General features: G+C 73.0%; 17 protein-coding genes. 12 read left to right on the forward strand and 5 right to left on the reverse strand.

Annotation, left to right across the window (positions count from 1 at the left end):
• The first annotated feature begins 15 nt into the window (after positions 1 to 15).
• Complete coding sequence (locus tag IF43_RS0128170) at positions 16 to 942, forward strand: NADP-dependent oxidoreductase (RefSeq protein WP_030206717.1); 927 nt, start codon at positions 16 to 18, stop codon at positions 940 to 942.
• Between the two features lie 58 nt (positions 943 to 1,000).
• Here IF43_RS0128170 and IF43_RS0128175 read toward each other — a convergent pair whose 3' ends face one another.
• Positions 1,001 to 1,486, reverse strand: a complete 486-nt coding sequence (locus IF43_RS0128175; RefSeq protein WP_063753409.1) for an ATP-binding protein — start codon at positions 1,484 to 1,486, stop codon at positions 1,001 to 1,003.
• A gap of 219 nt (positions 1,487 to 1,705) precedes the next feature.
• Here IF43_RS0128175 and IF43_RS0128180 point away from each other — a divergent pair, with 219 nt between their 5' ends.
• From IF43_RS0128180 to gatB, 11 genes are all read left to right on the forward strand, one after another.
• On the forward strand, positions 1,706 to 2,569 hold the full coding sequence (locus IF43_RS0128180; RefSeq protein WP_037890375.1) for a helix-turn-helix transcriptional regulator: 864 nt from the start codon (positions 1,706 to 1,708) through the stop codon (positions 2,567 to 2,569).
• On the forward strand, positions 2,569 to 2,745 hold the full coding sequence (locus IF43_RS39935; RefSeq protein ID WP_078910520.1) for a DUF397 domain-containing protein: 177 nt from the start codon (positions 2,569 to 2,571) through the stop codon (positions 2,743 to 2,745). Before IF43_RS0128180 ends, IF43_RS39935 begins: the two co-directional genes overlap by 1 nt.
• Positions 2,746 to 2,780: 35 nt before the next feature.
• Positions 2,781 to 3,470, forward strand: a complete 690-nt coding sequence (locus IF43_RS0128190) for an SDR family oxidoreductase (protein WP_030206735.1) — start codon at positions 2,781 to 2,783, stop codon at positions 3,468 to 3,470.
• Entirely contained in the window at positions 3,467 to 4,459 is a 993-nt protein-coding gene (locus tag IF43_RS0128195) for a methionine synthase (RefSeq protein WP_030206738.1), read from the forward strand. Before IF43_RS0128190 ends, IF43_RS0128195 begins: the two co-directional genes overlap by 4 nt.
• Positions 4,460 to 4,481: 22 nt before the next feature.
• A complete protein-coding gene (ligA, locus tag IF43_RS0128200; protein WP_030206744.1) occupies positions 4,482 to 6,671 on the forward strand; it encodes an NAD-dependent DNA ligase LigA in 2,190 nt (729 codons plus the stop codon).
• A gap of 326 nt (positions 6,672 to 6,997) precedes the next feature.
• Positions 6,998 to 9,181: a bifunctional diguanylate cyclase/phosphodiesterase gene (locus IF43_RS0128205; protein WP_324605136.1), complete on the forward strand. Its 2,184-nt coding sequence runs from the start codon at positions 6,998 to 7,000 to the stop codon at positions 9,179 to 9,181.
• Positions 9,182 to 9,325: 144 nt separating this feature from the next.
• Entirely contained in the window at positions 9,326 to 11,611 is a 2,286-nt protein-coding gene (locus IF43_RS43585; RefSeq protein WP_158939530.1) for a VCBS repeat-containing protein, read from the forward strand.
• Positions 11,612 to 11,741: 130 nt separating this feature from the next.
• Complete coding sequence (gene gatC, locus IF43_RS0128215; RefSeq protein ID WP_003955854.1) at positions 11,742 to 12,038, forward strand: Asp-tRNA(Asn)/Glu-tRNA(Gln) amidotransferase subunit GatC; 297 nt, start codon at positions 11,742 to 11,744, stop codon at positions 12,036 to 12,038.
• Between the two features lie 4 nt (positions 12,039 to 12,042).
• Entirely contained in the window at positions 12,043 to 13,539 is a 1,497-nt protein-coding gene (gatA, locus tag IF43_RS0128220; protein ID WP_030206754.1) for an Asp-tRNA(Asn)/Glu-tRNA(Gln) amidotransferase subunit GatA, read from the forward strand.
• Positions 13,536 to 13,778: a membrane protein gene (locus IF43_RS0128225; protein ID WP_030206757.1), complete on the forward strand. Its 243-nt coding sequence runs from the start codon at positions 13,536 to 13,538 to the stop codon at positions 13,776 to 13,778. Before gatA ends, IF43_RS0128225 begins: the two co-directional genes overlap by 4 nt.
• 16 nt (positions 13,779 to 13,794) lie before the next feature.
• On the forward strand, positions 13,795 to 15,303 hold the full coding sequence (gatB, locus tag IF43_RS0128230; RefSeq protein ID WP_030206760.1) for an Asp-tRNA(Asn)/Glu-tRNA(Gln) amidotransferase subunit GatB: 1,509 nt from the start codon (positions 13,795 to 13,797) through the stop codon (positions 15,301 to 15,303).
• A gap of 192 nt (positions 15,304 to 15,495) precedes the next feature.
• Here gatB and IF43_RS43590 read toward each other — a convergent pair whose 3' ends face one another.
• The 4 genes from IF43_RS43590 to IF43_RS0128250 form a co-directional block, all read right to left on the reverse strand.
• Positions 15,496 to 17,469 carry a protein kinase gene (locus IF43_RS43590; RefSeq protein WP_037890380.1) on the reverse strand — a complete coding sequence of 658 codons (1,974 nt, stop codon included), beginning with the start codon at positions 17,467 to 17,469 and terminating at the stop codon, positions 15,496 to 15,498.
• A gap of 183 nt (positions 17,470 to 17,652) precedes the next feature.
• Positions 17,653 to 18,321, reverse strand: a complete 669-nt coding sequence (locus tag IF43_RS0128240) for a GNAT family N-acetyltransferase (protein WP_051796327.1) — start codon at positions 18,319 to 18,321, stop codon at positions 17,653 to 17,655.
• Positions 18,318 to 20,546 carry a penicillin acylase family protein gene (locus IF43_RS0128245; RefSeq protein WP_030206764.1) on the reverse strand — a complete coding sequence of 743 codons (2,229 nt, stop codon included), beginning with the start codon at positions 20,544 to 20,546 and terminating at the stop codon, positions 18,318 to 18,320. Before IF43_RS0128245 ends, IF43_RS0128240 begins: the two co-directional genes overlap by 4 nt.
• Before the next feature lie 90 nt (positions 20,547 to 20,636).
• A complete protein-coding gene (locus IF43_RS0128250) occupies positions 20,637 to 21,011 on the reverse strand; it encodes a TIGR03618 family F420-dependent PPOX class oxidoreductase (RefSeq protein ID WP_030206765.1) in 375 nt (124 codons plus the stop codon).
• Positions 21,012 to 21,055: the final 44 nt, after the last annotated feature.

Consider the following 21,055-nt stretch of genomic DNA (forward strand, 5'->3'; position numbering starts at 1 on the left):
AAGGAGAGATTCGACATGCGTGCTGTGGTCATCAGCGAGTTCGGCGGCCCCGAGGTCCTGAAGGTGTCCGAGGTCGCCAAGCCGGAGCCCGGACTCAACGAGATCCTGGTCCGCGTCCACGCCGCCGGCGTCAACCCGGTCGACGCGAAGACCCGCTCCGTCGAGGCGCTCATCGGGTGGGGCGAGCACCGGATCAGCGGCTGGGACGTTTCCGGCACGGTCGAGGCGGTCGGCCCCGGCGTGACCCTGTTCGCCCCGGGTGACGAGGTCTTCGGCATGCCCCGCTTCCCGCTGGCCGCCGGCGGCTACGCCGAGTACGTCGCCGCCCCCGCCCGCCACTTCGCCCGCAAGCCGGCCGCGCTGTCCCACGAGGAGGCCGCGGCCGTGCCGCTGGCCGCCCTGACCGCCTGGCAGGCCCTGACGGACACGGCGGACCTCAAGCCCGGGCAGCGCGTGCTCGTCCACGCCGCCGCAGGTGGCGTCGGCCACTTCGCCGTCCAGATCGCCAAGGCCCTGGGCGCCCACGTGATCGGCACCGCGAGCGCCGCCAAGCACGACTTCGTGCGCTCCCTGGGCGCCGACGAGGTCGTCGACTACCGCACCACCGCCTTCGAGGACGTCGTCGCGGACGTCGACGTCGCCATCGACACCGTCGGCAACGGCTACGGCGCCCGCTCCCTGAAGGTCCTCAAGCCCGGCGGCACCCTGATCACCCTCAACGGCCCGGACGAGATCCCGGCCGGTGCGGACGGCTTCCGCACGGGCTGGACCCTCGTCGAGCCCGACTTCAACGGCATGAAGGCGCTCGCCGCCCTGGCCGCCGAGGGCAGGCTCAAGCCCGCCCTCGACACCGTCCTGCCCCTGGAGGAGGCGGCCAAGGCCCACGAGATCGTCGAGCAGGGCCGTACGACCGGCAAGGTCGTCCTCTCGGTCGTCGCCTGACCCGAGCCCCGTGCGGCGGTCGGTCCGGTACGGGGGTCCGGACGGCCGCGCGACGCGGTCAGGCGGCCAGCGCGGTGACGGGCGCGGGCGGCGGCCACTCGGGCCCGCCGCCCGCCCGCAGCTCGAACCAGACGGTCTTCCCGCCGACCCCGAAGAGCCGCTCGTCGAGGGCGCAGCCTCCCCAGTGGTCGGCGACCAGGTCCAACAGGACCGTCCCGCGCCCGTGCTCCGCCTCCCCGCCCGGGGGCTCCGCCGCCGGCATCGGGAACACCGGGCTGGTGTCGGACACGCTCACCCGCAGCACCGGGTGCGCCCACCGCAGCCGCATCGACGCGGGTCCGGCGGTGTGGCGGACGGAGTTGGTGGCCAGCTCGGAGGCCAACAGCTCCGCCCGGTCCGCCAGTTCGTCGAGTCCGTGGGCGGCGAGCACCGCGAGGAGCGCGGTGCGGGCGACCCAGGGTGCGCGCGGGTCCCGCGGGAAGTGCAGTTCGTACTCCCACGGTTCGGCGTAGGGGATGGGGAGGGGGTGGTCTTCGTGCGTCACGCGGTGCACCTCCGTGTGCGGCGTGAGGAGCCCCGGTCTAGCGGTGGCATGCCGGTGGGTGCCGGTGCACTTCCGTTGGGGCTGTTGTGGTGGTGTGGGTCACACGCTACCGGCGTCTGACTCACATATGAGTCACAATCCACGAATGAGTGACTCGTGTGTCCACTCGCTCGACCGCCAGTCGATGGGCTGTCAGACTGTGCGCGCGAGAGAGGACCCATGGCACCGAAGAACGCTCCCACCGGCCGTCAGCGTCGCTTGGCCACAGAGTTGCGCCGTCTCCGTGAGCAGGCCGGCATCTCGATCCAGGACGCCGCCGCCATGCTCGGCGCGGACCGCACCATGATCTCCAACATGGAAGCGGGGCGGACGACCGTGAGCGCCGACCGCGTCCGGCAGCTCGCCACCCACTACAAGTGCCCCGACGGCGAACTCGTGGAAGCGCTGGCCGAGATCGCGGCTACCCGACGGGTGCCGACCTGGTGGGCCGAGTACAGGGGCAAGCTGCCGGAGAGCCACCTCGACGTCTCCGAGGTGGAACACCACGCCGTGCGCATCCGCACCGCGCAGACCATCCACTTGCCGGGTCTGTTGCAGACCGAGGACCATGCGCGGGCCATCTTCCGGCTCGCCGTGCCCCAACTGTCGCGGCTGGACGTCGAGCTGCGGGTCGCGCACCGCATGCAGCGACAGGACGTCCTCACGGGCGAGAACCCGACTCCCTACCTCGGGATCATTCACGAGGCGGCGCTGAGGCTCGGGTTCGGGGGCTGGGACGTAGCCCGGGCACAGTTGAAGCGCCTGGTCGAAGCCTCGGAGCAACCACACATCACCCTGCTCGTCATCCCTTTCAGTGCAGGTGAGTTCCACGGTGCGGGACAGTCCGTCCTCTATGCCGAAGGTCCGGTCCAGCAGCTCGACACCGTCCAGTTGGACACCGCTCTCGGCGGCCATTTCATCGATGCACCCATTCCCCTGGCGAACTATCGTTCCCTTCTGGACCTCATGGAGGCGTCCGCACTCCCGGCGGACGAGTCCCGGGATCTGATCCGGTCGATAGCCGAGGAGCTGGGGAGGCCCTGATGGAGCCCGTGTGGCGGCGTTCGTCGTTCTGCGGCGGCGGAGGCAACAATTGCGTCGAGGTCGCCCCCCTCGGCCCCCGAATAGGCGTCCGGGACAGCAAGCGCCCGGAGCCCGTCGTCAGCATCGCCCCCGCCGCCTTCACCGCGTTCCTCGGCCACCTGCGCGCACGCCCCTGACCTGCGACCGTCCCGGTGATGCGAGCATTGCCGGTATGGCTACTCACCTCATCACCGGTGCCGGTTCCGGGATCGGCGCGGCCGTCGCGCGCCGGCTGCACGAGCGCGGCGACGACCTCGTGCTGCTCGCCCGCGACGCCGCCCGCGGCAAGGAGCTCACCGCCCGCTACCCCGGCTCCCGCGCCCTCGTCGGCGACCTCGCCGACCCCGACCGGCTCTCCTGGGCCTTCTCGCACCAGGCCCTGCCCGACCGGCTCGACTCCCTGCTGCACGTCGCCGGGATCGTCGACCTCGGTCCGGTCGGCGAGCTGCGGCCCAAGACCTGGCACCAGCAGCTCAACGTGAACCTGATCGCCCCGGCGGAGATCACCCGGCTGCTCCTGCCGGTCCTGCGCGCCTCCGAGGGCCAGGTGGTCTTCGTGAACTCCGGCGCCGGTCTCAACGCCCACGCGGACTGGAGCGCGTACGCCGCCTCCAAGCACGGTCTGAAGGCCCTCGCCGACTCGCTGCGCGCCGAGGAGAAGCCGAACGGCATCCGCGTCACCACCGTCTACCCGGGCCGCACCGCCACCCCCATGCAGGCCAAGGTCCGCTCCCAGGAGGGCAAGGAGTACGACCCGGCGGACTGGATCGACCCCGAGTCGGTGGCGACCACGATCCTGATGGCGCTCGACCTGCCGCGCGACGCCGAGGTCAACGACCTCTCCGTGCGGCCGGGCCGATGACCGGGTACGGCGGCGGGGCGACCGGCGTCGGCTCGCTGCCCGGCGGGGACGCCCGGGAGGCCGCCAAGACGGTCACCGGCAGCTTCGAGGAGCTCCCCCACCTGGCCGAGCTGCCCGGGCGCGGGCCCGGCGCGGACATGATCGGCCGCTCGCTCGGGCTGCTGGTCGACATGTACGCGCACGTCGAGCCCAGCGGCTGGCGGATCAGCGACCGGCCCGGCCGGGACACCAAGCGGGCCCGGTCCTGGCTGGGGGAGGACCTCGACGCGCTGGAGGAGTTCACCCAGGGCTACGAGGGCAAGCTGAAGGTCCAGGCCGTCGGGCCCTGGACCCTGGCCGCCGCCCTGGAGCTGCGCACCGGCGAGGCCATGGTGCAGGACGCCGGCGCCTGCCGCGACCTGGCCGGCTCCCTGGCCGAGGGGCTGCGCGAGCACCTGGCGGACGTCAGGAAGCGCATCCCGGGCGCGGAGGTCGTACTCCAGCTCGACGAGCCCTCGCTCACCGCCGTGCTGCAGGGCCGGGTGCGCACCGCGAGCGGCTACCGCACGTACCGGGCCGTGGACCGGCAGGTGGTCGAGGGCGCGCTGCGCGACCTCGTCGCGGTCCACGACGGGGACGTGATCGTGCACTCCTGCGCGCCCGACGTTCCCTTCCCGCTGCTGCGGCGGGCCGGGGTCGCGGGCGTGTCGTTCGATTTCTCGCTGCTCACCGAGCGCGAGGACGACGCGATCGGCGAGGCCGTCGAGGACGGCGTGAAGCTCTTCGCCGGAGTGGTGCCCACCACCGACGTCCCGTTGTCAGACCCTGCCGGTAGCGTCATGGGTGTCAGGAAGCTTTGGCGCAGGCTGGGGCTGTCCCCGGGCATCCTCGCGGAGTCCGTGGTGGTCACTCCCGCCTGCGGGCTGGCGGGCGCTTCGCCCGCTTATGCCAGGGCGGCCATGGCGCACTGCGTCAGGGCGGCGAGGTCCCTCGCCGACAACCCTGAGTGATCGATACGGGAGGACCAGGGGCATGGCAGCCGAACAGCAGGAGAGCACGGTACCGGCGCAGGTGCGCGAGCAGCACCAGCTGCTGGCCGAGCAGGTCGAGGAGCACCGCTTCCGGTACTACGTGAAGGACCAGCCGGTCGTCAGCGACGCCGAGTTCGACAAGCTGCTGCGGTCCCTGGAGGCGCTCGAGGAGCAGTACCCGGAGCTGCGCACCCCCGACTCGCCCACCCAGAAGGTGGCGGGGGCGTACGAGACGGAGTTCACCGCCGTCGAGCACCGCGAGCGGATGCTGTCCCTGGACAACGCCTTCGACGACGAGGAGCTGGCGGCCTGGGCCGAGCGGGTGGCCCGGGACGTGGGCGCCTCCGCGTACCACTACCTGTGCGAGCTCAAGGTCGACGGCCTCGCCGTGAACCTGACGTACGAGCACGGGCGGCTGACGCGGGCGGCCACCCGCGGCGACGGCCGCACCGGCGAGGACATCACGCCGAACGTGCGCACGATCGCGGAGATCCCCGACCGCCTCAAGGGCGACCGGATCCCGGCGCTCGTGGAGATCCGCGGCGAGGTCTACTTCCCGATGGAGGCCTTCGAGGGTCTCAACGCGCGCCTGGTCGAGGCCGGCGACAAGCCCTTCGCCAACCCGCGCAACGCGGCGGCCGGATCGCTGCGCCAGAAGGACCCCAAGGTCACCGCGAGCCGGCCGCTGCACATGGTGGTGCACGGCATCGGCGCCCGCGAGGGCTTCGACATCGACTGCCTGTCGCACGCGTACGAGCTGCTGCGCGAGTGGGGCCTGCCCACCGCCCGGCACAACCGGGTGGTCTCCTCGCTGGAGGAGGTGCGGGAGTTCGTCGCCCACTTCGGCGAGAACAGGCATTCGGTGGAACACGAGATCGACGGCGTGGTCGTCAAGCTCGACGAGATCCCGCTCCAGGGGCGGCTCGGCTCCACCTCCCGGGCCCCGCGCTGGGCGATCGCCTGGAAGTACCCGCCGGAGGAGGTCAACACCAAGCTGGTGGACATCCGCGTCGGCGTCGGCCGCACCGGCCGCGTCACGCCGTACGCGGTGGTCGAGCCGGTGACGGTGGCGGGCTCGGAGGTGGAGTTCGCCACGCTGCACAACCAGGACGTGGTCAAGGCCAAGGGCGTGCTGATCGGCGACACGGTCGTGCTGCGCAAGGCGGGTGACGTGATCCCCGAGATCCTCGGGCCGGTCGCCGACCTGCGCGACGGCACCGAGCGGGAGTTCGTGATGCCCGCCCGCTGCCCCGAGTGCGACACCGACCTGCGGCCGATGAAGGAGGGGGACATCGACCTGCGCTGCCCCAACTCCCGCTCCTGCCCGGCCCAGCTGCGCGAACGACTGTTCTACCTGGCCGGCCGCAAGTGCCTGGACATCGAGAACTTCGGGTACGTGGCCGCGGTCGCGCTCACCCAGCCGCTGGAGCCCGCCGAGCCGCCGCTGCGCGACGAGGGCGACCTGTTCGACCTGACCGTCGAGCAGCTTCTGCCCATCAAGTCGTACGTGCTCGACCCCGACACCGGGCTGCCCAAGCGGGACCCGAAGACCGGTGAGGAGAAGGTCGTCACCTTCTTCGCCAACCAGAAGGGCGAGCCCAAGACCAACACCCTCGCCATGCTGGCCAACATCCAGGCGGCCAAGGAGCGTCCGCTGGCCCGGATCCTCACGGGCCTGTCCATCCGCCACGTGGGCCCGGTGGCCGCGGAGGCGCTGGCCCGCGAGTTCCGCTCCATCGACCGCATCGAGCAGGCCACCGAGGAGGAGCTGGCGGCCGTCGAGGGCGTCGGTCCCACCATCGCCGCCTCGCTCACGCAGTGGTTCGAGGAGGAGTGGCACCGCGAGATCCTGCGCAAGTGGCGGGCCGCGGGCGTCCGGATGGAGGACGAGGGCGCCGGCGAGGACCAGGGCCCCCGCCCGCTGGAGGGCCTCACCGTCGTGGTCACCGGCACCCTCGCCGGGCACACCCGCGACGGGGCCAAGGAGGCGCTGGTCAGCCGCGGGGCGAAGGTGACCGGCTCGGTCTCGAAGAAGACCTCGTTCGTGGTCGTGGGCGAGAACCCCGGATCCAAGTACGACAAGGCCGTGGCGGCCAAGGTACCGATTCTCGACGAAGCCGGATTCGCCGTCCTGTTGGAGCAGGGACCGGACGCCGCGCGCGAGGCCGCACTTCCGGTTGCGGGGGAATAGGGAGAAGCACGGAGGGGCGGGGTAGAGAAGGAGGAGAAGAAGCGGACGACAAGGGGTAGCCTGCCCTCGGTGGCCTGTCGGATCATCAGATGGGTGACAGGGGGGTCCTGGTCCAATCTCACCCGTTCGGCGGATACCGTACTGATGAGGATGGCTGGGTCGCATTCGGGCAACCGCTGCCGACCGCTGCCCCTGGGAGCCTCCTGCGGCCTACTGTTGAGGGGTGCGCCTGTCGTGCACGGCTGCCTGGTGCAATTCCAGCCGTGATGGCATGACATCGGGGCCATCGCGTGGCATCGGCATCGCCGGCTGTGAGAGGGACGGGCATGAAACCCACCGAAAGCGCCGACCCGTCACCAGAATTCGGCGGGGAGCTGCTACCGCCCGGACGGGTGGGCAGGCTGGGCGTCCTGGGTGCCAGGACGCACGCGATGCTGCCGCTCGACATCGGAGCGGGGCGGCGCCGCGTGCTGCCCGCCGCCATCGTCGCGGCGGGCGTCCTCGTCCTGTCCGCGGGCATCGTGCTCGGACTCGGCGACGGCAACGCCCTCTTCCCCGGCGACACGGTCGGCTGGTGCTTCGCCCTCCTCACCGGGATCATCGTCGGCCACCTGGTCGCCCTCGGCCGGGACCGGTGGTGGGGCGGCACCGGCTCCGGCGCCGCCCTCACCCTCGGCGTCCTGCTGCTCTACGGGTGGGTGCCCGCCGGGCTGGTGAGTCTCGCGGTGGTCTCACTGGTCGGGGCCGCCCGCCGGCACCGCTGGAAGCAGGGCCTGCTGCACGGCTCGGTGGACGTCCTCGGCATCGGCGCCGGCGCCCTGGTGATGGCCGCCTTCGGCGAGTCCCCGACCGTCGAGTACCCGTGGCTGCCCGCCCAGTGGGGCGTCGACGCCATCCCCGAGGTGGCCCTCGTGGCCGTCGCGTACCTGGCGGTGACCAGGGTGCTGCTGTGGTTCGCCACCGCCCCGCGCGGCGGGGGGCTGCCCACCGTGGCCCGCACCGCGATGGTCCGTCAGGGCCTCGTCGCGATCGCTCTGTTGGGGATTGCCCCGCTCATCTGTGTGGTGGCGATCAGCCTGCCCGTGCTGCTGCCGCTGTTCGCCGTACCGCTCATCGCCCTCGACTCGACCCTCTGGATCGCCCGGGCCCGGGCCGAGGAGCAGCTGCGCGACCCGCTCACCGGACTGCCCAACCGGCAGTGGCTGCTGGAACGCGCCTGGACCGCGCTGGACGAGGCTGAACGTATCGGCACCCGGTCCGCCCTCGTCCTCATCGACCTGGACCGCTTCCGCGCGGTCAACGACACGCTGGGCCACCTCGCGGGCGACCGGCTGCTGCTCCAGATCGCCGAGCGCCTCCAGAAGGCCCTGCCCGGCCAGGCCGAGGCCGCCCGGCTGGGCGGCGACGAGTTCGCGGTCCTCCTCCCGCTCGCCGACTCCACCACCAGCGCCCAGCGGGTGGCCCGCCACCTGGTCGCCGAGCTGTCCTCCCCGCTCGACCTGGACGGGCTCACCCTCGTCCTGGAGGCCAGCGCCGGCCTGGCGGTCTTCCCCGACCACGCCCTCGACGCCGAGGGCCTGCTGCGCCGCGCCGACGTCGCGATGTACCAGGCCAAGCGCGACCGCACCGGCGTGGAGGTCTACGAGTCCAAGCGGGACTCCAACACCCCCGACCGGCTCGGCCTCCTCGGCGACCTGCGCCGCGCGCTCGACGCCGGCGAGGTGGAGCTCCACTACCAGCCCAAGGTCCGCTTCGACGGCCAGGTCGCCGGCCTCGAGGCGCTGGTCCGCTGGGTGCACCCCGAGCGCGGCCGGGTCCCCCCGGACGAGTTCATCGCCATCGCCGAGACCTCCGGCCTCATGCCCCACCTGACCGAGTACGTGCTGGAGACCGCCCTCGCCCAGGTCGCCCGGTGGCGCGCCCAGGGCCTGAAGGTCCCGGTCGCCGTGAACGTCTCCCCGCGCGACGTCCACACTCCCGGCTTCGCCGGGGCCGTCGCCGCCCGGCTGGCCCGCCACGGCGTCCCGGCCGGCGCCCTCCAGCTGGAGATAACCGAGCACGTGCTGCTGGAGGACCCCCAGCGGGCCGCGGACACCATGGCAGGCCTCACCGGCCACGGCGTGAAGATGTCGCTGGACGACTTCGGCACCGGCTACTCCTCGCTGGTCCACCTGCGCCGGCTGCCGGTCAGCGAGCTGAAGATCGACCGGTCCTTCGTAGCCCGGCTCGCGGTGGACGCCCAGGACGCCGAGATCGTCCGCTGCACCGTCGACCTCGCCCACTCGCTCGGCCTCCTGGTGGTCGCCGAGGGCGTCGAGGACGACGAGACCTGGGAGCGGCTGCGCGACCTGGGCTGCGACGCGGTCCAGGGCTGGCTGGTGGCCGCCGCGATGCCGCCCGCCGAGGCCACCGCCTGGCTGCTGGCCCGCGGCGAGCGCGGCTGGCGCCGCCCGGCCGACATCACCGCGGAGCTCTCCGCCGCCTCGTCCTCGGAGACCCCCGCCCCGTGACCCCCCCCGTGACGCCCGCCCGTGACCCCCGCCCCTTGCCCCCGCCCCGTCACCCGCAGGCCGGTCCCGGCCCGTCGGATTCCGGACACACGGCTGTTGTAGGCTCCCCCCACTTCGCTTGAAGTTCGAACTGGGGGGCCCTACTTGAACAAGCGTTCTCTCCGTCGTGCCTGCGTGGTCGCGCTCGGCCCGGCACTCGTCCTCGGCGCCACCGCACCGTCCGCGCTCGCCGGTCCGACCTCCCCGGCCCCGGCCGCGGCGGCCGTGACCACCGACCCCGTCCAGCCCGGCGCCTGGGGCACCGCGACCCAGGCCGTGCCGGCCGGCGAGAACACGTCCTTCTCGATGGTCTCGGCCGCCGACGGCACCGTGGCCGCCCTGCGCGACCGCGCGACGAGCCCGTCGACCACCGCCGAGATCCGCACCCTCACCGCCATGGTCAGGCCCGCCGGCAGCACCACCTGGGGCGCCTCCGCCGTCCTGACCACCAAGGCCGACTGGTGGCACAACCGCCTCACCGCCCAGGGCGACGGCTCCTTCGTCGCCTCCTGGCTGGAGCGCGGCGAGGGCAGCGAGGCCGTCCTCAAGGCCGCCACCCTGGCACCGGGCGCCACCGCCTGGAGCGCCCCCACGACCGTCACCACGCTGGGCTGGTGGCCCGACGCCGTCCAGGTCTTCGGCAGCGCCACGGGCCGCCTCACGGCCGCCTGGGCCGAGAAGGCGACCGGGGGCATGCAGGTGCGCCTCACCGAGCGTGCCGCGCCCGGCGAGGCCTGGTCCCAGCCCGCCCTCGTCGACATCGTCAAGGGCACCGGCGAGGAGGGCACCGGCGGGGAGTGGTACCTGACGGGCCTGTCCGGCGCCGTGGACAAGAACGGCAACGCCGTCCTCGTCTGGAACATGGACGACGCCCAGCGCGACGTCGCCCCCGCCAAGGGCGGCTCGCCCGCCCCCGCCGGGGCCGCCTCGGCCATCGACTACCACTCGCGCATCATGGAGCGCCCCGCGGGCGCGGCCGCCTGGGGCGAGGCGAAGGACCTGGCGGTCGTCGCCGGCACCGGCCCCGCCGGGATGCGCGTCGACGCCCACCCGGCCGGCGGCTTCACCCTCGTGTGGGGCCACTTCAGCTACACGCAGGACGACCGCGCAGTCCGCTTCGCCCGCCAGGGCGTCGCCGGCGGTGCCTGGAGCGCGCCCGAGCTCACCCCGTTCACGGGGAACGACGCGCCCCGCAGCGACCTGCCCCGCCCGCTCGTCGGCCCGAAGGGCGAGGTCACCCTCGTCACCGCCCCGTACGCCGCCCGGAAGGTGCTCTCCACCACCCGCGACGCCGCCACCGGCGCCTGGTCCGCACCCGCCCAGCTCGACGACCGCTACCCGGAGTTCCAGGGCAAGGTCAGCGCCGGCATCGGCACGGACGGCACCGTGTACGCGGGCTGGACCGTCCGGCTCGGCGAGGGCTCGTACGCCTACGTCACCTCCTTCCGCACCCCCACCGGCTGGTCCGCGCCCAAGGCGCTGGCGACCACGCCCCGCACGGGCGTCGCGGACCCGGTCTTCGGCCTCCTCGCCGTCTCCGGCACCCGTCCGACCGTCCTGTGGAGCACGTACAACAAGCCGCTGTACGCCGTCTCGGGCGTCGCCCGCCCGGTGCCCCGCTACCGGGACCTCAGCGACGACGCCAAGGCCGACGTCCTCTCGCTGACCGGGACCACCCTCACCCGGTACCTCGGCGACGGCGCGGGCCACCTCGCCCGGGGCACCACCCACACCGCCTCGGTCACCACCGGCTGGGCGGCCGGCACCCGGTTCGCCGCCTTCGGCGACCTCAACGGCGACCGCGTCAACGACGTCCTCGCCGTCCTCCCCGCGGGCGAGGCCCGGATGTACCAGACCCCCGCGGGCCGGCTGCCCGCGCCGGCCTCCCCGTACAAGAAGGTCAGCGCCGACTGGCGCGGGTACGACGTCCTCACCAGCCCCGGCGACCTGACCGGTGACGGCCGCGCCGACCTGCTGGTCCGGGAGAAGGCCGCCGGCATCCTGTGGCTGTACCCGGGCAGCGGCACCTTCGGGTTCGCCTCCCGCGTCAAGATCGGTCCCGGCTGGAACGCGTACACCCGGGTGACCGGCGCCGGGGACCTCGACGGCGACGGGCGCGGCGACGTGCTGGCCCTGGACGCCTCCGGCGAGCTGTGGCGCTACAACGGCACCGGCAGGGGCACGCTGTCCGCACGCGCGCTGGTCTTCCGCGACTGGGGCAAGACCTACAAGCAGCTGCTCGGCGCCGGTGACCTCAACGGCGACGGCAGGGCCGACCTGCTGTCCGTCGACTCCTCAGGGGTGGCCCGCTTCAACCCGGGCAACGGCCGCGGCGGCTTCGGCGACCGCGTCCGGATCTCCTCCGGCTGGACCGGCCGCACCGTGTCCTGACCCCCGGCAGACCCCGCGCCCGGGCCCCTCCGAGGGCCCGGGCGCACCAAACCGTTTCGTGGCATGCGGCCGGTGCCCCATAGGATTGGGCCCGAAACCTACACACTCACCACCCTCAGAGGATCGCTGCATGCCTGGCATCACGCGCGAGGAGGTCGCCCACCTCGCTCGGCTGGCGCGTCTGGAGCTGTCCGGCGACGAGCTGGACCACTTCGCCGGTCAGCTGGACGACATCATCGGCGCGGTCGCCCGCGTCGCCGAGGTCGCCGACCAAGACGTACCGCCGACCTCCCACCCGCTGCCGCTGACGAACGTCATGCGCGCGGACGAGGTCCGTCCTTCGCTCACCCCCGAGCAGGCGCTTTCCGGCGCTCCCGCCCAGGAGCAGCAGCGTTTCAAGGTGCCGCAGATCCTGGGGGAGGACTAAGACCATGGCCGACAACATCATCAAGCTCACGGCCGCCGAGATCGCCGCGAAGATCGCCTCGGGCGAGCTCACGGCCGTCGAGGTGACCGAGGCCCACCTTGCCCGCATCGACGCCGTCGACGAGAAGGTGCACGCCTTCCTGCACGTCGACCGCGAGGGCGCGCTGGCCCAGGCCCGCGCCGTCGACGAGAAGCGCGCCCGCGGCGAGGAGCTCGGCCCGCTGGCCGGCGTCCCGCTCGCCCTGAAGGACATCTTCACCACCAAGGGCGTGCCCACCACGGTCGGTTCCAAGATCCTCGAGGGCTGGATCCCGCCGTACGACGCCACCCTGACGCGCAAGCTGAAGGAAGCCGACGTCGTCATCCTCGGCAAGACCAACATGGACGAGTTCGCCATGGGGTCCTCCACCGAGAACAGCGCCTACGGCCCCACCGGCAACCCCTGGGACCTCACCCGCATCCCCGGCGGCTCCGGCGGCGGCTCCTCGGCGGCCCTGGCCGCGTACGAGGCCCCGCTGGCCATCGGCACCGACACCGGCGGCTCCATCCGCCAGCCCGCGGCCGTGACCGCGACCGTCGGCGTGAAGCCCACCTACGGCGGCGTCTCCCGCTACGGCATGGTGGCCTTCTCGTCGTCCCTGGACCAGGGCGGCCCGTGCGCCCGCACCGTCCTCGACGCGGCCCTGCTGCACGAGGTCATCGCCGGCCACGACCCGCTGGACTCCACCTCCATCGACGCCCCGGTCCCGCCGGTCGTCGAGGCGGCCCGCAACGGCTCGGTGGCCGGCATGCGCGTCGGCGTCGTCAAGCAGTTCCGCGGCGAGGGCTACCAGGCCGGCGTCGTGCAGCGCTTCGACGAGTCGGTCGAGCTCCTCAAGGAGCTCGGCGCCGAGATCGTCGAGCTGGACTGCCCGTCCTTCGACCTGGCGCTGGCCGCGTACTACCTGATCGCGCCGTCCGAGTGCTCCTCGAACCTCGCCCGGTTCGACGCCATGCGCTACGGCCTGCGGGTCGGCGACGACGGCACGAAGTCCGCCGAGGACGTCACCGCCCTGACCCGCGAGGCCGGCTTCGGCGACGAGGTCAAGCGCCGCATCATCCTCGGCACGTACGCGCTCAGCTCCGGCTACTACGACGCGTACTACGGCTCGGCCCAGAAGGTCCGCACGCTCATCACGAAGGACTTCGAGAAGGCCTTCGAGCAGGTCGACGTGATCGTCTCCCCGACGACCCCGACCACCGCCTTCGCGATCGGCGAGCGCGCCGACGACCCGATGGCGATGTACCTCGCGGACCTGTGCACCATCCCGACCAACCTGGCCGGCAACTCCGCCATGTCGCTGCCCTGCGGCCTGGCACCGGAGGACGGCCTGCCGGTCGGTCTGCAGATCATCGCCCCCGCCATGAAGGACGACCGCCTGTACAAGGTCGGTGCCGCCGTCGAGGCCGCCTTCGTCGAGCGCTGGGGTCACCCGCTGCTGGAGGAGGCACCGTCGCTGTGAGCAACGCACTCGCCAAGGCCAAGGGCTTCAAGAAGTCCAAGTCCGGCACGTACCTGTCCATCGGCACCACCGCCTTCGGGGCCATCAGCGTGATCAAGCAGGCCAGGAAGGCCCGCAAGGAGCACGACGCGCTGGTGCTCGTCGACGCCGTGGTGTCCGCCGCCGCCATCGTCACCGGCCTCGCGATCCTGTACCGGGAGCTCAAGCGCCTGGGCGACGACGACGTCCTGCTGGGCTGAGAGGGAAAGTTTCACCGTGACCGTCACCGAACTCCTGTCGTACGAGGCCGCGCTGGGCGCGTACGACCCCGTCATGGGCCTCGAAGTCCATGTCGAGCTCGGCACCAGGACCAAGATGTTCTGCGGCTGCTCCACCGAGCTGGGCGCCGAGCCCAACTCGCAGACCTGCCCGACCTGTCTCGGCCTGCCCGGCTCGCTCCCGGTCGTCAACGCGATCGGCGTGGAGTCCGCCATCAAGATCGGCCTCGCGCTCAACTGCGAGATCGCCGAGTGGTGCCGCTTCGCCCGGAAGAACTACTTCTATCCGGACATGCCGAAGAACTTCCAGACCTCCCAGTACGACGAGCCGATCGCCTTCAACGGCTACCTGGACGTCCAGCTGGAGGACGGCGAGGTCTTCCGCGTGGAGATCGAGCGCGCCCACATGGAGGAGGACACCGGCAAGTCGACCCACGTCGGCGGCGCCACCGGCCGCATCCACGGCGCGTCCCACTCCCTGCTGGACTACAACCGCGCCGGCATCCCGCTCATCGAGATCGTCACCAAGCCGATCGTCGGCGCCGGTGAGCGCGCCCCCGAGGTCGCCAAGGCGTACGTGGCCGAGCTGCGCGAGGTCATCAAGGCCCTCGGCGTCTCCGAGGCCCGCATGGACAAGGGCCAGATGCGCTGCGACGTGAACCTGTCGCTGATGCCGAAGGGCACCTCGACGTTCGGTACCCGTTCGGAGACCAAGAACGTCAACTCGCTCCGGTCGGTCGAGCGCGCGGCGCGCTTCGAGATCCAGCGCCACGCGGCCGTCCTGCAGTCCGGCGGCTCGATCGTGCAGGAGACCCGTCACTTCCACGAGGACGACGGCTCCACCACCTCCGGCCGCATCAAGGACAACGCCGAGGACTACCGGTACTTCCCGGAGCCCGACCTGGTCCCGGTCGCGCCCGCGCGCGAGTGGGTCGAGGAGCTGCGCGCCGCCCTTCCGGAGATGCCGCGCGTGCGCCGCAACCGGCTCCGCGAGGAGTGGGGCATCGGCGAGTTCGACATGCAGTCGATCCTCAACGCCGGCGCCGTCGACCTGATCGTCGCCACCGTCGAGGCCGGCGCCGACTCGGCGGCCGCCCGCAAGTGGTGGATGGGCGAGCTGGCCCGCCACGCCAACGAGGCGGGCAAGGGCCTGGACGAGCTGGGCATCACCCCGGCCGACGTGGCCCGGGTGTCCGCCCTGGTCGCGGACGGCTCGCTCAACGACAAGCTGGCCCGCCAGGTCCTGGAGGGCGTCCTCGCCGGCGAGGGCACCCCGGACGAGGTCGTCGACAAGCGCGGCCTGAAGGTCGTCTCGGACGAGGGCGCGCTGGGCGCGGCCGTGGACGAGGCCATCGCCGGGAACGCGGCCATCGCGGACAAGATCCGCGGCGGCAAGGTCGCGGCCGTCGGCGCCCTGGTCGGCGCGGTCATGAAGACCACCCGCGGCCAGGCCGACGCGGCGCGCGTCAAGGAGCTCATCCTGGAGAAGCTCGGCGTCGAGGGCTGACGTCCGCTCTTCTCCGCGGTGCCGTACGGGCGCTGCCGTGCGGGCGCCCCGGTCCGGTCCTTCGAGGACCGGGCCGGGGCGCCCGTCTTCGTGTCTGGCTGCTTTGTGTCTGGCCGCTTCGTTCCTTCCGGCTTTGTGTCTTCCGGCTTTGTGTCTTGCGGCTTTGTGTCTTGTGGCTCCGTGCCCTGCGGCTTACCGCTTGAGGATCGGGGAGCCGAGGGCGAGGACGCCGTCCTCGCACTGTTCGGTGCTGATGCGCAGGCGCAGCCGGTTCTCGACGTTCAGGTCGAGCTCCTTCGGCTTGCCGAGTTCGAGCTCCTCCGCGAAGAGCGACTCGCCGTCCGCCGTGATGGTCAGCCGGCCGCTGCTCTTCTTGGAGTCGTCCTCGATGCCCGCGGTCAGCTGGAGCTTCTTCCACGACCTGTCGAGGTCGAACTCGATGGCGTAGCCGTTGCAGTCCGGCGCGACGAACGCGTCCGCGTGCCGCTGCGTGTTGATCTTCACGGCTCTGACCTCGTACCCCTCCATCCCACTGACCAGCGGGAACGTGGTCAGCGACGTCTGGGTGGCGTCGTCCGGGATGCCGGGCGTTGCGGAGGCGCCCGCGGTCGGGTCCCCGGACGGGTCCTGGGTCTCCTCCTCGGTGGCGTCCGGGGTGGGGGTGGGCGTGGACTCCTGCGTGGCCGGCGCGCTGCTGGCGACCGGACCGCCCTCCGCGTCCGCGCGGTTGCCGCCGTCCCCCGTGCGGTCACCCAGGTACTTCGCACCGACCACCGCGCCCGCCGCGATGAGGACCACGGCCACCGCCGCGGCCACCAGCACCGGTCCGCGGCGCTTCCTCCGGCGGGACGGCGCCGGGGGCGCGCCCTCGGGGGTGGTGACGACCGCGGTGGGCGGGTACGCGGGACCGCCCGGCGCGGTCGGCGGGCCCTGTGAGGGGGGCGTGCCCTGTGACGGGGGCGTGCCCTGTGAGGGGGGCGTGCCCTGCGACGTCGGCAGTCCCTGAGAGGGAGGCGGGCCGAAGACGCCGAGGGGTACGGGTGGGGGTGTAGGGACGGACGCGGGCGGGGCGTCGGCGGCCGTCGGTGGGGCGTCCGCGAGGGTCGGCCGGTGCGGGGCGCCCGTGGTCGGCGGGTCGTGCGGGTCGTGCGGGTCGTGCGGGGCGTGCGGGGCGTCCGTGACGGGTGGCGGGGGCGCAGCCGGCCTTGGCGGCACGGTGGGCGCGGACGCCGGCCTCGGCGGGGCGTCCTGGACGCGCTGCGAGGTGGTGGCCGTCGTGGAGACCACCCCGTGGCGGACGTCCTTCACCCACGCCGACAGGTTCAGCGGCCGCGCCGCGGGGTCGGCCGCGGCGATCGCGGTGACCCGCTCCCGCTGCTCCGGGGCGAGCGCCGCCAGGGCCGGCAGCGCGGCGAGGGCCGATGCCAGCTGCTCCGGGGCGGGGGGCGGGGACTGCCCGCTGAGCAGGAAGTACGCGATCGCCCCGAAGGCGTACCGGTCCGTGCCCGGGGTCCGCTTCCCGTCGAAGACCTCGGGTGCCGCGTAGCCCGGGGTGAACCAGACCTCCGCCGTCTGGTGGTCGGCGGTCAGCTTGCTGAGCCCGAAGTCCACCAGGGTGGCCTGCCCGTGCCCGTCCACCATCACGTTGCCGGGGGACAGGTCCCCGTGGATGACCTGCCGGCCGGACGGGGTGGCCTTGCCCGAGTGCAGCCAGTCCAGTACGTCGGCCAGCTGCTCCAGGGTCCGCATCACCTCGCGCCGCTCGGCGGCGGCGGCCAGGGTCCGTTCGGCGCGCCAGTCGCGCAGGTCGAGGCCGTCCACGTGGTTCATGACCAGGACCAGCGCGCGGCCGCTCAGGGTTGCGGACTCGCCGGGGCGGTGGATGGGCGGGCCCTCGAAGTGCTCGCGCACCCCGACCACCCCGGGCCGGTGCACGAAGCGGAGCAGCTCCGCCTGCTCGTTCCACTTCCGGCTGACGCGTTCGAAGACCTCGGGCGTGATCGTGGTCTTCGAGTCGAGGACCTTGACCACCACCGGCTCGCTGCCGCCGGCCAGTTCGATCTCGGCCAGGTAGAGCACGGCCTCTCCGCCGCGCCCGATGGAGCGTAAGAGCCGGTACCGGTCCGGCGCGGAGTCCGGTCCGATGTGCAGGTTCGTGCTGGTCACTGTCCCCCCAGCGCTGTCGTGTCGAGTGCGGATCAGCTTCCCGTGGGGCTCGCGATCCGGTCAAGCCGCGTTGGGGGAAGGGGCGTTGAGGATCTTGCGGGTTACTCCTTACGGGTGATGTGGGGCGTGCGGTTCACGGGTGGTGCGGGGTGTGCGGTTCACGGGTGGTGCGGGGCGTGCGGTTCACGGGTGGTGCGGGGTGTGCGGTGTGAGGATGCACAGCCGGGCGCGCTTGGCCGGCAGATACACCTCGGGGAGGTCGATCTCCGGCAGCTCGATCTCCGGCCCGGCCTCGAACCCGAGGCGCGTGAGCAGTGCGACGGCCCTGTCGTCCGCCGCGTCCGGTTCGGCGACCACCCGGGCCCTGCCGCCGGACAGGGCGAACTCCAGCAGGACCCGCATCAGCCGCACGCTGAATCCGGACACCGCCGGCCCCTCGGCCGGAGCCAGCAGGATGTGCATGCCGATGTCCCCGGGCAGCACGTCGTAGCACTCGCTGATCCGGTCCTCGGCGGGGTCGTACGTCTGGAACAGCGCGACCGGCCGCCCGTCCAGGCGTACCAGGAAGGCGTGGTGCGTGGTGCGCCGGTCGACGTCCTCGTAGATCTCACGGACGAGGTCGGGGCCCGCCCCTCCCATGCCCCAGAAGCGGGCCCGCTCCTGGGTGACCCAGCCGTGCACCAGCGGGCTGTCCACGGCCGGGTCGAGCGGGGTGACCGTGAGGGGGCCGAGGCCCTCGGCGTCCTTGGTGAACACGGGCGGGCGGGGGGAGACGGGGGCTCCGGGCGGGGCTCCGGGCGGGGCGGTGTGCGGGGTGGTGTGCGGGGCGCCGGGCGTGGAAGGCGAGGTCACGGGCTCTCCTTCTCGAGTCGGGACCAGTCGGTCACCACGGGTACGAGTTCACCGCGCGCCCACGGGGCCAGCTGGTCGCGGTGGTGGGGCCGGCCCGGGACGCCGTCCGCGCCGAGCGGGACGGCCCAGCGGCTGTCCTCGCGGCGGGCCAGGTCCCAGACGTAGCGGGCGGCCGGGCCGCGGAAGACGAGGTCGGTGGCACCGGGGACGGAGGACGTGGCCAGCACGCAGTCGTGGTCGCCGCCCAGGCCCGGCCACTGCGCGTCCGGGTCGGGCAGGGCCTGCCACGGCACCAGGCGGTGCGCGTCGGCCCAGACACCGGACGGCGGTTGGGCGGCGACCGCCTCCAGCGCGGCCCGAACGTGCTCGATCCGGTCCACCGCGGTGAGCAGGTCGCTGGTCAGCAGGCCTTCCAGGGCGTAGCCGATCCGCGGGACGAGGTGCAGCCACGGGTGGAACACCTCGGGCCCGCCGGGCGCGTCGGCCAGCCCCGCGAACGCCGGGTCGGCGGCGAGCGCGCGTACCACGGCGGTGCGCAGGGCGGCGAAGAGCAGGGCCTCGGCGCTGTCGGCTGCCATGTGACGGTCCCAGCCCAACAGGCGCTCGCGCAGCGCCCCGGCCGCGGGGGAGAGTCCGTCGAGGTCCTTGGTGAGGGCCAACAGGGCCTCGGCGGAGGCGATCCGGGTGTCCATGTGGATGTCGGCCATGCCGTCCGACGTCCAGTGGTCGGAGCCGCTGAGCAGGTCCCGGATCCGGTTCGCCCGGTGCGGCGGGGCGAACTCGACGCCCAACGGGCTGGCGATGCCACGGGCGTTGGCCATGACGGCGAAGCCCTGGACCGGCTCGGTGGGCATCGGCGCCCAGCCCCGCCACTCGTGGCCCGGCTCCCAAGCGGGCACCAGGCGGAGCTGGTTGGACCGGTCGCGCACCGGTACGGCGCCGGCGACGCGGTGCAGGAGACCGCCCGCGGTGTCCGCCGCGTGGACGACGTTGACCGGCTCGGCCCACAGGTCGGCGGCGCGGTCGACGTCCGCGACGGTACGGGCGCGCAGCAGCGCGGGCAGGGCCGCGAAGCCGAGTTCGGCGCGGACCCGGGGCGGGTAGCGCAGGCTCACGGCGGGCTCGAAGGGGGTCGCGGTGGTGGTGCTGGTGGTGGTGCTGGTGGTGGTGCTGGTGGTGGTCCTGGTGGTGGTCCTGGTCCTGGTGTCGGTGGGGATGCTGGTTTTGGGAGGGCTGGTGGTTTCGGTGGGGCTGCTGGTGCCGGTAGGGCTGGTGCTGGTCGGTGCGGCGTGCTCCCACTCCCACGGGGCGGCCTCCGGGCCCTGGAGCACCACGGGCCCGCGCGCCGTCTCCACGACCTCGACCGTGACGGGCTCCCCACCCGCCAGCTCGATGGTCTCGGTGTGGTGCTGCACGCTCTCCCAGCGCCCGTCCGGCCCGAGCGCCTCCACCAGCGATCCCGACCGGCGCAGTCGTTCCCGGTAGAGGTCCTGGTAGTCGGCCATGGCGTTGGTGATGGCCCAGGCGGCGGTGCCGGTGTGGCCGAAGTGGGCGAGGCCGGGGACGCCCGGGACCGCCAGGCCCACGACGTCGTACTCGGGGCAGGCGAGCCGGATCTGCTGGTAGACGCCCGGGTCCTCGATGAAGCGGTGCGGGTCGCCCGCGATGATCGCCGACCCGGTGGCGGTGCGGTCGCCGGGTACCAGCCAGCCGTTGCTGCCGGAGGTGCCGGGCCCGTCGGTGGCGAAGAGGGTGGCCGACTCCTCGCCGAGGGCGAGGGCGACCCGCTCACGCCAGAGCTTCGTCGGGAAACCGGCGAAGAGGATGTGGGTGGACAGCCAGATGCCCAGCGGTACCCACGGTTCCCACGGGCGGTGCGTCAGCCCGGTGCGCGCGAAGCGGGGGTCTCGGGCCTCGCCGCGGGCCATGCCCGCGTTGACGCCGTCGACGTAGGCCCGTACCCAGGCGGCGGTCTCCCCGTCGAGGGCCTCGAAGCAGCGGCGGGCGGTGTCGTCGAGCCGGGTGCGCCGGGCGAAGCGGTCCCAGTCGACGGCCTCCGCCCCGAGGAAGGCGGCCGTGGTGCCCTGCGAGCGGCGGCGCTCCACCTCCAGCTGCCAGCCGCGGTCGGACGCCGTCACGCGCCCTTGGAGGAAGGCCAGTTCGGTGGGGCCGGACGCGCGCAGATGCGGGATGCCCCAGGCGTCCCGGTAGACCTCGGTACTCACACTGCTCCCCGGGGTGGTTAGGTTAGGCTCGCCTAACTATAGACGCATGCGGGGTGGGGTGTGGGTGGGGGTGTGGGTGTGGGTGATGGCCTATTGGGCTGTGCCGGCCAGTAGCCAGCGTCGGACGGGCACTTCGAGGAGGACCCGGCGGTCCTCGGGGCGTCTCGCGCCTACGTCCCATCCGTACTTCTCCCGGAACGCCGTTACTACCGGGGCGGGGAAGCCGTCGTCGTCGCTGTGCAGGACGGCCACGCCCTCCGCCACGACCGGGAACCGGCCGTCCTCCAGTGCCAGGGAGACGCGCGGCTCGGCCCGGACGTTGCGGACCTTGACCGACCCCGCGTCCGCGCCGATCCACCAGGTGCCGTCGGCGTACACGAACCAGACGGGGGTCACGTGCGCGGAGCCGTCGGGGCGCACGGTGCAGAGCCAGACGTTCCGCTCCTCGGCCAGGCGGGCGAGGATGTCGGGGCTGGGGCTGGGGCTGGGGCTGGGGCTGGGGCTGGGGC

Origin of the sequence: Streptomyces sp. NRRL S-87, assembly GCF_000719335.1 — a bacterium.
Classification (GTDB): domain Bacteria; phylum Actinomycetota; class Actinomycetes; order Streptomycetales; family Streptomycetaceae; genus Streptomyces.